Raw genomic sequence first — 12,590 nt, forward strand, 5'->3', positions numbered from 1 at the left:
GAATCGAACCGACTGGTGGCAGGATCGGCCCACCGGATCCGCGTCACGGGGTGTCAGCGGCGGGGGTCGGCGGGTCAGCGCCACCGGGCGAGCACGTCGACACAGCGGAGCACCGTCGTCACGGTGATCGAATCAGCGCTGCTGGACCCGCTGCCACCGGTCGGTTCGTCCGGTGTTCCCGCCAAGGGCGAGCTCACGTGTGCGTTCGCGGGCCGATACCATGTTTCGTGGGCCGCGATCGGGTTCGCGGGCGCTGCAGGAGCCGCGCACTGCACGTCGACCCGGGAGCCGCACCGGGACACGCGCATCGCGCTTGGACCCGCGAATCGTCTCGGGACCCGCGAACCGCACGGGCCCCGCACGACACCGGTGGCCGCGGACGGGAGGCGCACCGGCCGGGTGGGCGGATCCTGCCACTGCGTTGCCCTCCAACCACGAAATCGGCCGAAACGGACCGGCTGGTGGCAGGATCGGCCCACCGGATCCGCGTCACCGGGCCCGTCCACCGAGTCAGCGACAAGAGCCCTGGGCCAGCCGGGTAAGACTGCGCCGGCAATCGGGCACACGCAGAACTGCCCCCGACCCAGCGGGTCGAGGGCAGTTCTGGTCCGGGGACGAACCGGTTGCGGTCCGGCTCAGTGCACGGTGATCGCTGCTGCGGGGCACAGCTTCGCGGCGAGCTCGACCTCGGCGCGGGCATCCTCGCTCGGGTTCTCCTGCAGCAGGATGACGATGCCGTCGTCATCGCTCTGGTCGAACACGGCCGGTGCGGCAATGACACACTGACCGGCGCCGATGCACTTGTGCTGGTCAACGGTGACCTTCAAGACAGTTTCCTTTTCCATCGTGCTTTCCATCGCGGTGCTCCTGTTCCGCTGGGTGTGAGTGGGGCTGACGGTCACCAGGTGACCGGGAAGGAATCCACGCCGTAGACGATGAACTCATCCTTGTAGGGGAGGGAATCCAGCGAGCTTCCCGCGAACTGCAGCGTCGGAATGCGGCGATGCAGCGTGCTGAAGGCCGCCTGCAGCTCGAAGCGGGCCAACTGCTGGCCGATGCACTGGTGCACCCCGTAGCCGAAGGCCAGGTGTTCGCGTGTCTGCTCCTGGTGGAAGTCGATCTGCTCGGGATTGGGGAACACGGCCGGGTCCCGGTTCGCCGCGTTCTCGGCGCAGATGACACCCTCCCCCTTGCGCATGACCTTGCCGTCGATCTCGATGTCCTCGATGATGGCGCGGCGGCGACCGATGTGGGTCAGCGTGAGGTAGCGCAGCATTTCCTCCACGGCATTGGCGACCAGCACCGGATCCTCGGTGTTGGCGCGCAGTTCGGCCAACTGCTCCGGATTGTCGAACAGGGCCAGGGTGCTCATCGCGATCATGTTCACCGTGGTGTCGTGTCCGGCGATCACCAGCACGACCGCGAGGGACTTCACGTGGTCGAGGGTGATGTCGCCGGCTTCCATCCGCTCCACCAGAGCGGAGAAGACATCGTCGCCCGGCTCGCGCTTGCGCAGCTCGGCGAGTTCGCCGAAGTAGGCGTGGACCTTGGTGATCAGCTCCATCGACTCCGCTTCGGTGGTGCTGGTCATCATCATCCGCTCGGCGGATTCCTTGAACATCTCCCGGTCCTCGTAGCGCACGCCGAGAAGCTCACAGATCACCAGCATCGGCAGCGGACGAGCGAAGGATTCGACGAAGTCGACCGGCTTGGGGCCGGCCAGCATGTTATCGATCAACTCGTCGGCGATCTGCTGAATCTTCGGCCGCAGCTTCGACAGCCGCTTCACGGTGAACAGCGGGGTCAGGACGCGCCGGAGCTGGGCATGCAGCGCTCCATCCATCGACAGGCCCGAGCTCTCGCGGGCCTCCTTCTGGCGCCGAACCTTGATGAACGGGTTCTCCGGCGGCATTCCGGGGGTCAGGTAGTTCATGCTGACGCGCGGATCCGACAGTACGGACTTGACGTCTGCGTGGCGGGTCACCAACCAGGGGGTGCTGCCGTCCCAGATCGGCACCCGGCTGACCGGCTCCTCCTCCCGGCGGCGGGTGAGGTCCGACGGCAGGTCGAACGGGTGTCCGGCTTCGCGCTTGAAGGGGAACAGTTCTTGCCCCTGCAGTTGATCTGTCACTCCAAAATCCAATCCATCGTCGTTGACGAACCTCTCAAGACACCATACTGCACTGCCGAGAAACCGTACGGTATGGTTTTGTTCCAGTTTAAGTCGATTCCGGACCTCGGTCAAGGTGTTCGGCCCGGCCGGGGGCGCCGGTGTGGTGGCGTCCGGTGCTGTGCGGGCTCCGCCTCAGCGGGCGGCCCTGGGCAGGGAATCGGCGAGATCGGCCGAGGCGAGGGCAGCGGTCTCCCGCAGCGCGGCAGCGCGGTCGCAGATGTCGGTGTGGCCGATCGGCTCCTGCGGTCCCCACAGGATCAACTCGAACAGCAGCCGACCGTCGGGCCCGAACACCGGGGCGGTGAGCGAGCGCAGTTCCTTGGTGCCCGCGGGATCCTCGTCGGCCGGGTTGGTGTCCGGGGCGACCGCGCCCATGGCGGCAATCACGTCCTCGGTGGAGACCGAGGAATCTCCGTCGGAATGGCGGGTGAAAGCAATCTCCATCGCCGCGGCCCGCTCGTGACCCAGGATGATGCTGTACCCGCGCTCCTGCACCCGAGCCGGCATCTCGCGCAGTGCCGCAGTGACCGATTCGGGCATCTGCTCGGGAATCTGGGACAGCCAGCGCTCGCGGATGCTGTCCTCGCCGAAGGCGGCGAACACGCTGCCCAGCGGAGGCGCGAAGGGGGTACGCGCCCCGACCCGGGTGGGCAGGTCGATCAGTGAGGGGCGCCCGGCCGAGGCGGCCAGGACGAGTTCGTCGCGGACCAGGGCCACGGCGGTCACTTCGGAGGAGAACCGCTGGGCCAGTTCCTCCATCCGGGGCCGGATCAGGTCGAGGTACTGCAGTTGGTCGAGCAGGTCGGCATCGCCGGCGGCCATCGACGCCGGCATGAACGAGCCGTAGCCGCTGCGGAAGAACAGCAGGGGATAGCCGTTGTGGCTGACTCCGAGGTCCTGCACCTCCCCGACCACGATGTGATGGTCGCCGGCCTCGTGGATGGTGTCCACCGTGCAGTCGATCCAGGCGACGGACCCGTCGAGCACCGGGTTGCCCTGCGCCGACTTCTGCCACCCGATCCCGTCGAACTTGTTCGTCTTGCGGCTGGCCACGGCCCGACAGATCTGCTCCTGGTCGGACCCGAGAATGTTGATGCAGAAGTTGTCGCTGGCGGCGCGCAGGGCGGCCCAGGATGAGGACTTCCGGGCGGGCAGGAAGGCCACCAGTGGTGGATCCAGTGAGACCGAGACGAAGGAGCCGACGGTCATCCCGACCGGCTGCTCGGCGCTGTCCAGTGCGGTGACGACCACCACGCCGGTGGGGTACTGGCCGAGCACCTGCCGGAAATGCTCGGGGGCGATTGACGGAGCCATGGGTGCGTTCCTCCTGATGTCGGGCTGACGCTAGATAACATACTACATGTCATCGTGGAAATGCACGCCAGGTCCAGCGGTACTTCAAGGGCGGAAGGTGGCGCGTTCGCGCGGGACGGGCGGAGGGGAATGGGTAGCGGGGGATCCGTTCGAAAATGCCGTGAGGTATGGTTGGTCGGGACAGGGGCCGCACTCGCTGTGGAGCAGCGGTCACCCATCGCCGCTCCTCGACCGCCTCGGATCGCGGAGAACCACCGGCCCGGCCTCCCGCGTGGAGGTGCCCTGCAGTGAGGAATCTGATGACAACGACGAGCTATACCTCGACCCTGGCCGAATTCTCGGTCAATACCCAATTCGCCGACCTGCCCCGATCGGCGGTCGAAGCCACCAAGGACCTGCTGATCGACACGTTGGGGTGCGCGGTCTCAGGGTTCAACTTCCCCTCCGGCGAGATCGTTGCCGAGGTCATCGGCGGGGCCGGGGGCAAGCCCGAGGCGACCGAATTGGTGACCGGACGCCGACTCCCGGTCGCTGCCGCGGCGTACATCAACTCGCATGCGGCCAACGTGCTGGACGCCGAGGAGACCTTCCAGTTCCACCATCACGCGGCCACCACGGTGCTGTCCGCCCTGGCGGTGGCCGAGCAGCAGGGCAGTTCGGGGGAGGAGTTCCTGACCGCGGTGGCAGTCGGCTTCGAGGTCGGCGCCCGGTTGGCCATGTCGCTGAAGTGGGGGGCGGTCAAGCGCGACGACCCGGACCTGCCCGACCTGGCCGAACTGCACAGCATGAGCTGGTCCACGCTGACCGCCGCGGTCGTGACCGGACGGCTGCTGGGCCTGGATGTCGAGCAGATGGTGCACGCCTTCGGGATCTGCGGCGCGACGATGCCGGTGCCGGCCTCCCACACGATGCAGGCCCTGGTCCACCAGCCCCTGCCGATGACCAAGTACACGATGTACGGCACCTGCAGCCAGCTCGGCGTCCAGGCGGCTCAACTGGCCGCTGCCGGCTTCACCGCCCCGGAGGGGATCCTCGACGGGCCGCGCGGGCTGTGGCGCGTGCTCGGCGCGATCCGGTCGGACTGGGACGAACTGGATCAGCAGTTGGGGAAGCGCTGGTGGGTCGAATGGACCTCCTACAAGCTGTACCCCTCCTGCCGGTTCAGCTCGACCGCCATCGATCTGGCGGTGGAGCTGCGGGATCGCCATGACCTCCGGGTCGAGGACATCACCGGGGTCGAGGTCGCCGTGCACGAGCGGGCCATCGTGAACGGGCTCGATCGGACCGAGGTCACCAACCCCGTCGAGGGCGGCTTCAGCATTCCCTACCTCGTGTCCACCGCCCTGCATCGGGTGACCCCCGGGCCGCAGTGGCACACCGAGGCCACCCGGCAGGATTCCTCGATCTCGCGGTTGAAGCAGATGGTCAACGTGGTCCCGCTGCCGGAGGCTGCGGTGGCCGTGGCCGAGCAGGTACGCGAGACCGGCTGGTACCAACGCGTCCCCTACCGGATGAGCATCGAGGCAGGTGGGTCCACCTACACCGCCGATGCCGAGTACAGCCAGGGCGATCCCTGGACCGACGGGACGCGGGTGAGCCGGGAGCGGCTGGAACAGAAGTTCCGCGACTTCACCGCTGGTACTCTGACCGACGCCCAGGTGGAGCGGGCTCTGGCGCTCGCTTCCCGGATCGAGACCGAGGCCGGGGTGAGCCCCCTGGTGCAGACCCTCGTCCGCGAAACCACCCCGGAGAATGCCCGATGACCGCTCACCCACCGATCCGCCTCGGCGTACGGATCCCGCCCTGCGGCCCGGTCACCGAGGTCGCCGCGGCGGTCCGCCGGGCCGAGGAGGCCGGGTTCGACGCCGTCGCGATGCCGGACTCGCCGACCCTGTGGCGCGACACCTTCGCCGCGCTGTGTGTCGCCGCTACCGCCACCGAGCAGATCGCGCTGTGGACCGCGGTCACCAGCATCTCCACCCGCAATCCGATCAGCCTGGCCAGCTCGGCCCGCACCGTCGCCGAGCTGGCGCCGGGCCGCTTCCGGCTCGGCCTGGGAGCCGCCGACAGCGCCGGGTTCCTCACCGGGCAGGGCCGGGCGACCACCGGCCAACTGCGGCGCGGGATCCGGGCCATCAAGTCGCTGGTGACCGGTGCGCCGACCCGGTTCGGTGAGACCACGGTGACCCTGCAGGACGGTTGCGGTCCGATCCCGGTCTACCTCGCCGCGGAGGGGCCGAAGAACACGGCCCTGGCCGTCGAGGTGGCCGACGGCCTGATGACCTATCTGCGCGAGGTGGAACGGCAGGCGGCCAAGGTGAGCGAGCTGCGGGCGGCCGGCGATCGGACCGACGACTTCGAGCTGATTGCCTCGGGGCCGGTGGCAATCACCGACGACGTGGCCCGGGATACCCAGTACATCAAGCCGCTGGTGGTCAAGGCGGTGCAGGCCCACCCCGGGGCGCAGGCCTGGTTCGCCGAGGCGGGCTTCGACATCCACCCGCCCGCCGAGGAGATCCTGCTGCCGGACGGGACCGACCAGTCCCATCCGCGAGACGTGGCCGAGGCGGTCCGCGTCGCCTCGCAGTGGGTCACCGATGAGGCAGCGGTGTGGTACGCCCGCCAGATCGGGATCTTCGGGACCGCCGAGGAGGTCGCCGAGCGCCTGCGGCACCTGGAACAGCTCGGGGTGCGCGAGTTCCACGTCAGCCATGGCGGGTCCTTCGACTACCCCGATGCGCTGATCGAGGCAGTCAGCACCGAGGTGATCCCCCGGCTCCGCGCGAGCTGAGTCGGGGTCGCGTACCGGACGATCCCGGGGGCCCATCCGGGCCTCCGGGATCGTCGGGGCGGCAAGCGCGGTCAGACGCTGAACATGTCGCTGATCGCCGGCCCGACGTCGTGGTAGGTCCGGGCGAGCCGCAGAATGCCGTGCCCCGCCGCCGCCAGCTCGCGGCCGAGTTCGACGTCCTGCTCCCCGCTCACGTCCAGCAGGACGTCCAGCCGGGGGAGCGCGGCGGCCAGCGGGCGGGGGTCCGGGCCGGCATTGTGGACGCAGTCCGACAGCAGGATCACCCGGGCATCCTGTGGTTCGACCCGGGCCAACTGTCGAGCGGCGACCTCCAGCGGAAACGCCACATTGGTCAGGCCCCGAGTGGGGATCGCGGCCAGGGTACGCAGGAGGTGCTCGGGGCGTACCGGCTCACCCAGCCGGCTCAGCAGTGCCGCGTCGGACCAGAAGGCGATGACCGACAGTCGGTCCCGGCCCAGTTCGCCGGCCAGCGCGCCGACGGTGGCGGCCGCGGTGCGGATCCGCTCGCCGCGCATGGACCCCGACACGTCGACGGCCAACACCACCGACCGGGCTGCCCTGATGCGATCGCGCACGATGATGTCGTGGTCCTCCGGCACCGGTTTGCCCGCCAGCATCTCGATCGTGGCGTCCAGATCGATCTCGTCGGCCGCCCCACGGTAGGGCAGGCTCGCCCGGCTGCCCTGCCCGCGCCGACCGGTGGGCTCGGCCCGGGGGCGCGGTACCGACAGGCGGGCGGCGATCCGCCGGGTCAGCGTGAGCAGTTCGGGGTCCGCCGGTGCCGTCGCCTCGACCCCCACCAGCGCGCCCTGGTCCTCGGTGGTCAGGGAACTTCCCTCGGGCACCGTGCCCGGGCTCGCAGCAGTGGGGGTGCCGCGGCCGTTCTGCCGGGCTGCCGAGAGGCCACCGCCGGATCCGGCCGCCGCCCCCGGCTCGTGCAGCGTCGGTTCCTGGGTCAGCGCCTGTGGCTTGCGTCGCAGCGGGCGTACGCCGCGGCGGCTCCCACGCGACTTGCGCTGCCGGGCGCGGTCGGGACGGGCGAGCGGGGTGTCAACCGCCAACTCTCTTCAAGTCGGCCCGTCGGCAGCAGCGGGGTTCAGGACGAAATGGTCCTCCCAGATCTCCTGCAGCACCTCGTCGGGGGTTGCCTCGACGCTCTCGTCCACCTGGATCCGACCCGACAGGGCCACCGTCATCGCGTCCAGCACCACCTGCGGGTAGGCCGTGTCCTCGACGCTGGTCACCTCGCGGAGGCGACCCAACTGGATCATCACCGAGGCGCAGTCGATGGCGCCGCGGACGCTGCTGCCCTGGCGCAGATCCTCATGGGTCCGGGTCGCCCGGGTGAGCGCGACCGCGTCGGCGGCCACCTTGTCGGCCATCGGGCCGGTGAGTCCGGCCCGGAGCTTGACGATCGCTTCCTCGCTGGCGGCGTCCTGGTAGTCGACCACGATGCGGTTCAGTCGATCGCTGACGCTGGTGGACAACCGGGTGGTGCCGACATTGTCGAAGGGATTCATCGAGGCGATCACCCGGAAGGTCGACTTCGCCCTGATCGTGCCGACCCGGGGGATCTCCACCGAACGATCCGCCATCGCAGTCAGCAGCGTGTTCAGGGTGTCCGCGGGGGCCCGGTTGAACTCTTCCACGTACAGGAAGCCGCCGTGCTCCATCGCCTCCACCAGGGGGCCGGGCACGAAATTGTCGGCGCTGTAGTCCTCCCGCAGGACGCGGGACGGATTGTGATGCCCGAGCAGGCGGGCCGGGGTGAGGTCGCCGTTGCCCTCGACGAGTACCAGCGGGATACCCCACTCCGCGGTGATCGCCTTGAGCATCGTGGTCTTGCTGGTTCCCGGCGGGCCCTCCAGGACCAGATCCCGGCCGGCGGCGACAGTGGCCAGGGCGAGCTCCAGTTCGCGCTCGCGGCCCACCACCAGGGAGCCGATACGCTTGCGGACGTCGCCGAGCTGGGCCGGGGACGAGCTGTCCTCGGGTCGGTTGCGCTGCACGCTTCCTCCGTCCTCACCGCTGCTGCGGGGTGGTTGACACTCCGCCGAGCATCCCATACTGTCTGTCATGTTTCAACCCTGTGCGCACCCCCGCGAACGTCGGTGGACCCAGGACCATTCTGCTTTGCCACGCGACTCCGATGGGGAAGTCGCAGAACTGGAGGACCGATGATCGACTTCGACAACCAGGGTGCCCTGGAGATCCAGCGTGAGGTCGTGCTGCTGCCGCGCGTACCGGAGGGCTGGACCGATGAGCAGAAGAGCCGGCTCGTCGAGGAGGAGGCCGGCCTGGTCGACTTCATGAACAGCTTCGGCCACATCGCCAACGCCGGCGACGCCGAGACCTTGATCAGCCGCTACACCGATGACGCCACCTGGCGCACCGCCCGGGGGCACTCGGTCGGCAAGGAGCAGATCAAGGAGAACTACGACGGCTACTACGGCCCGGTGCACTGGTTCAACTACTGGACCAACATCGTGGTGCGCTTCGCCAAGCCGTTCGAAGAGGCCTACATCGCCGCCTACCACTACAGCCTCGCGGTCGCCGAGCCGGACAACTTCGCGGTCGTCTCCACCGACTTCTGGAACCTGAAGCGGATCGACGGGGAGTGGAAGATCTACCAGCGTCGCATCGACCTGGTCCAGTCCCACGGACACAAGCTGCTGCCGGCCTGACCCCTTCCTGGACCCCGGGTCCCCGCAACCGATCACGGTTGCGGGGACCTGCTGGTTGCCGGGGCGTCGACCTGGGTGCGGGGAGCGCCTACTCGGCCGTGGTTTCGGCGGGGGTCGACGTGCTGTGCCGGATGATGGCCGCCAGGTCCTGCAACTCGCCCAGCAGCTGCTGGGAGTTGTGCAGATTGTGCTGGTAGTCCCGCAGGCAATAGCTCATCACGCTGTGGTGCCAGCGATTGCGGGCCACCGCTGCCTCGTACGCGCGGGTGTCGGCGAACTCGCCGGCCTCGAACTTCTCCCGCTGGGACGCCAGGATGCGATCGGTCTGCTCGAGGCTGGCGGCCAATTCGTCGCAGTCCTGGCTGACCTGGCGGATCTGGTCGATCAGGGCATCGATGACCAGCTGACTGTCCCCGGCGCGACGGCCCAGCCACAGGCGCAGCAGTACGGAGTTCTTCACCACGGTGGGTTCGGCGCCGGGACCTTCGGCCCATTCCTTGAGTGCCTGCTCCCCGGCGGGGGTGACGTGATACTTCAGGGTGCGGCGTACCCGGCCCTGTTTCACCTCGCGGGCGGCCACGAAACCCAGGTCGTCGAGTCGGTTGAGTTCGCGCCGAATGTGGCTCAGGGCCGGGGCCCAGTAGAAGTAGCGGAGGAATTCATGGGCCCGTTCCTGGACCTCGACCGCGGTGTACTCTTCCTCGCGGGACAGCAGGCCCAACGTGGCGTACGCGGTCATCGGAAGGTTCTGCCCGGAGGCGGCGTCGGTCGCGGCCCCGGCGATGCTGGCAGGTGCGCTGCTGGTAGTGATGGAGTCCTCCTGGGCCGATTAGGTTTGAGACTAATGGTGTCAAGCCTACTAGTGTGCGTGGGGGCGCGCCAGTTCTCCCGGGTGCCCGCCCGAGGCGTGGCCAGTGTTGACCGACCGTCTTCCCGAAACGTACCGTGCAGTATGGACTTTTCCGCTGATGTAACCGAGCCCGACGATGCCCGACCCGGCGAGGACGGCCCGCGGGCCACGGCCGTGATTGCGATCCACCTGCAGCCCGACGTCGTCGAGGGGCCCCGGTACGCCGCCGAGGTGGTCCGTCGGCAAGTGCTGCCCCGGGCGATCGACTTCCTCGACGCCGTGCGCGAGGCCGGAGTCACCGTAGTCCTGGCCCGCATGGCCTTCCGGCCGGACCGGCAGGATCTGATCGCCAACTCACCCCTGTTCGAACGGGTGGCGCGGACCGGGACCTTCGCCGACGGGAGTGCCGGGGCCGACCTGATCGGCGGGCTCACCCGGGATCCCCGCGACCTGGTGATCACCCATCAGCGCACCAGTGCCCTGGTCGGTTCGCCGCTGGATCCGATGCTGCGCGCCCGCGGCATCACGACGCTGCTGGTGCTCGGGGTGGCGACCAACATCTCGGTCGACAGCACCGCACGGTCGGGCGTCGACCTCGGCTACCGGGTCCGCGTGGTGGAGGACCTGTGTGCGGCCGGGGATCCCGAAGCGCACGCGGCGTCCTACGCGACGTTGGCGACCCTGGCGGGTGGGACGACCTCGGCCGAAGTCCTGGATCGACTCGGTCGTCGGCCTCGGGGAACTCGATAGGGAAGGGTGGTGCCGCGCCCGGGGTCGGACGGCTCCCGGGGTCGAGGCAGCGAAAGGGTTGCGGAAATGAACGTGCAGTATGGTATGGTCTGTACCAAGACAGCATCATCCAGAAACGAGGGTCGCCATGACTCCTGAGAGGTACGCCGAGGAGAGCCACGACGGCTGGCGGGCCCGCTTGGGCGTGGTGGTGCCGAGCCCCAACACGGTGCTCGAGCCCCTGTACAACAAGCACCTCCCGGATCGGGTCTCGGTGCACTTTGCCCGGATGTTCATCGATGGGGTCGGTCCGGAGTTCCTCAAGGAGATGGATCGGACCTCGGGGATGCTCGCGGTACGCGATGTGAACTCCTGTGGTGCCGACGTGCTGCTGTACGCCTGCACGGCCTCCTCGGTGGTCCAACCACCCGGCTATGACGACGACCTGATCCGCCGGATCACCGACCTGACGGGCAAACCGGCCACCACGGTGACCGCCAGCCTGCTGGTCGCCCTGGCGGCGTACCACGCCTCCAAGGTGGTCATCGTCTCGCCGTACGCCGAGGACGTGGAGCAGGCCGAACGCCGGTTCTTCGAGTCCAACGGAGTACAGGTGCTGGAGTCCCGGGGGATGGGCATTGTCGAACCTCGCGGCCTCGCCGGACCCGGCGGGGACGTGATCGCGCGGACGGTTCGCGAGGTCTGGGACGCCCGCGCCGACGCGGTCGTCCTGGGGTGCGCCAACTTCCGCTCCCACGAGGTCATCGACGACCTCGAGGCCGAGCTCGGCGTACCGGTGCTCACCTCGACGCAGGCGCCGCTGTGGCACTCCCTGCGGTTGGCCGGGATCGAGGACCGGGTCGAAGGCCTGGGAATGCTGTTGCGCGACTTCTGAGCCCCTGGCCCGGGTCGCCCCGTCTTTACAAGTGAAAGGTACAAATCGTGTCGGTGTCTGTGGAGAATCAGAGCAATGTCGAGGCGTCGGTGCGGCCGGTGCCGCGACTCGATGAGGGCGCGGAATTCAAGATCCTGCGCTGCGACGTGGCCCAGTGGGAGGGTGACTGGGACCCCGCCAAGTACGACGCAGGGATCGCCTCGGAGATCCTGCAGAGCCACGTCGAGGATGCGGTGGAGGCCGAGAAGCTCGGCTTCGACGGCGTGATGACCACCGAGCATCACTTCGACGGGTGGACCCTGATCCCGTCCCCGAACGTGTACCTGAGCGCGGTGGCGGCCCGGACCAGCCGGATCCGGCTGGGACAGACCGTTCAGGTGCTGCCCTTCCACAGCCCGTGGCGACTGGCCGAGGAGGTCGGCATGCTGGACGCGCTCAGCGGGGGCCGGGCCGAGATCGGCGTCGGCAAGGGCAACTTCTCCATCGAGAAGTCGCGCCTGGGGCTGGATGACGCCTCGACCGCGGCCCGGTTCGGCGAGGGGCTGAAGCTGCTCACCGCCGCCATGTCGGACAGCGACATCACCCACGACGGCGAGTACTACCAGATCACCCAGCCCTCGACGGTCTACCCGCGGCCCTACCCGGGTCTGCGTCCGTGGGTTGCGGCGCTGAGCCCGAAGTCGATCGCCGCCGCCGGTGCGGGTGGGCACAACCTGATGAGCTTCATGGGGTGGGGTTCCCACGAAATCCTGAGCACCTACGTCGAGGCCGGCGAGAAGAACGGCCACGAACTGTCCGGGGCCAACTTCATGACCAACGTCTCCATCATTGTGGCGCCGACCGAGGCCGAGGCCAAGGAGACCCAGAGCAAGGCCAAGGAGTCGGCCTGGGAGACCATGATGCGCCGCGGTCTGCCCAAGGATGAGGCCGAGCGATTCCTGCCGCGCTTCTCCGGTGCGGTGGTCGGCACGCCGCAGCAGGTGGTCGAACAGCTCAGCCACGACGTGGGCATCGCCGGTGCCCGCCGGCTGAACGTGATCATGCGGCTGCGTTCGATCCCGCGTCAGGCTTCGGAGCAGACCATGCGCATGTTCGCCGCCGAGGTCATGCCGGAGCTCCGCAAGCTCTGAGCA

12 protein-coding genes are annotated in these 12,590 nt (G+C 68.6%); 6 read left to right on the plus strand and 6 right to left on the minus strand.

Annotated features, from left to right (window positions below):
* Positions 1 to 635 precede the first annotated feature (635 nt).
* The 3 genes from G531_RS0118790 to G531_RS0118800 form a co-directional block, all read right to left on the minus strand.
* Positions 636 to 857: a ferredoxin gene (locus G531_RS0118790; protein WP_245630449.1), complete on the minus strand. Its 222-nt coding sequence runs from the start codon at positions 855 to 857 to the stop codon at positions 636 to 638.
* Between the two features lie 41 nt (positions 858 to 898).
* On the minus strand, positions 899 to 2,131 hold the full coding sequence (locus G531_RS0118795; protein WP_211221911.1) for a cytochrome P450: 1,233 nt from the start codon (positions 2,129 to 2,131) through the stop codon (positions 899 to 901).
* A 174-nt stretch (positions 2,132 to 2,305) separates the two neighbouring features.
* The gene (locus G531_RS0118800) at positions 2,306 to 3,487 is read right to left on the minus strand and encodes a flavin reductase (protein ID WP_026928410.1); all 1,182 of its coding nucleotides are present in this window, start codon (positions 3,485 to 3,487) and stop codon (positions 2,306 to 2,308) included.
* A gap of 299 nt (positions 3,488 to 3,786) precedes the next feature.
* Between G531_RS0118800 and G531_RS0118805 the strand changes: the two genes are divergently transcribed.
* Both G531_RS0118805 and G531_RS0118810 read left to right on the plus strand, forming a co-directional pair.
* Positions 3,787 to 5,250, plus strand: a complete 1,464-nt coding sequence (locus G531_RS0118805) for an MmgE/PrpD family protein (protein WP_026928411.1) — start codon at positions 3,787 to 3,789, stop codon at positions 5,248 to 5,250.
* The gene (locus G531_RS0118810; protein WP_026928412.1) at positions 5,247 to 6,278 is read left to right on the plus strand and encodes an LLM class flavin-dependent oxidoreductase; all 1,032 of its coding nucleotides are present in this window, start codon (positions 5,247 to 5,249) and stop codon (positions 6,276 to 6,278) included. Before G531_RS0118805 ends, G531_RS0118810 begins: the two co-directional genes overlap by 4 nt.
* A 71-nt stretch (positions 6,279 to 6,349) precedes the next feature.
* Here G531_RS0118810 and G531_RS0118815 read toward each other — a convergent pair whose 3' ends face one another.
* Together G531_RS0118815 and G531_RS0118820 are read right to left on the minus strand one after the other, a co-directional pair.
* Complete coding sequence (locus G531_RS0118815; RefSeq protein ID WP_211221912.1) at positions 6,350 to 7,360, minus strand: vWA domain-containing protein; 1,011 nt, start codon at positions 7,358 to 7,360, stop codon at positions 6,350 to 6,352.
* Between the two features lie 6 nt (positions 7,361 to 7,366).
* A complete protein-coding gene (locus tag G531_RS0118820) occupies positions 7,367 to 8,308 on the minus strand; it encodes an AAA family ATPase (protein WP_026928414.1) in 942 nt (313 codons plus the stop codon).
* 168 nt (positions 8,309 to 8,476) lie between these two features.
* On the opposite strand from G531_RS0118820, the gene G531_RS0118825 reads away from it, so the two are divergent.
* Positions 8,477 to 8,983: a nuclear transport factor 2 family protein gene (locus tag G531_RS0118825; protein WP_026928415.1), complete on the plus strand. Its 507-nt coding sequence runs from the start codon at positions 8,477 to 8,479 to the stop codon at positions 8,981 to 8,983.
* 88 nt (positions 8,984 to 9,071) lie between these two features.
* On the opposite strand, the gene G531_RS24960 is transcribed toward G531_RS0118825, so the two are convergent.
* Positions 9,072 to 9,722: a PadR family transcriptional regulator gene (locus tag G531_RS24960; protein ID WP_051215727.1), complete on the minus strand. Its 651-nt coding sequence runs from the start codon at positions 9,720 to 9,722 to the stop codon at positions 9,072 to 9,074.
* Positions 9,723 to 9,935: 213 nt separating this feature from the next.
* On the opposite strand from G531_RS24960, the gene G531_RS0118835 reads away from it, so the two are divergent.
* From G531_RS0118835 to G531_RS24965, 3 genes are all read left to right on the plus strand, one after another.
* Entirely contained in the window at positions 9,936 to 10,583 is a 648-nt protein-coding gene (locus tag G531_RS0118835; protein ID WP_051215728.1) for a cysteine hydrolase family protein, read from the plus strand.
* A gap of 127 nt (positions 10,584 to 10,710) precedes the next feature.
* Complete coding sequence (locus tag G531_RS24020) at positions 10,711 to 11,457, plus strand: maleate cis-trans isomerase family protein (protein WP_145978631.1); 747 nt, start codon at positions 10,711 to 10,713, stop codon at positions 11,455 to 11,457.
* A 47-nt stretch (positions 11,458 to 11,504) separates the two neighbouring features.
* Complete coding sequence (locus G531_RS24965; RefSeq protein WP_162143199.1) at positions 11,505 to 12,587, plus strand: LLM class flavin-dependent oxidoreductase; 1,083 nt, start codon at positions 11,505 to 11,507, stop codon at positions 12,585 to 12,587.
* Positions 12,588 to 12,590 lie beyond the last annotated feature (3 nt).

It is taken from the genome of Granulicoccus phenolivorans DSM 17626 = NBRC 107789 = JCM 15570, from assembly GCF_000423085.1.
GTDB lineage: Bacteria > Actinomycetota > Actinomycetes > Propionibacteriales > Propionibacteriaceae > Granulicoccus > Granulicoccus phenolivorans.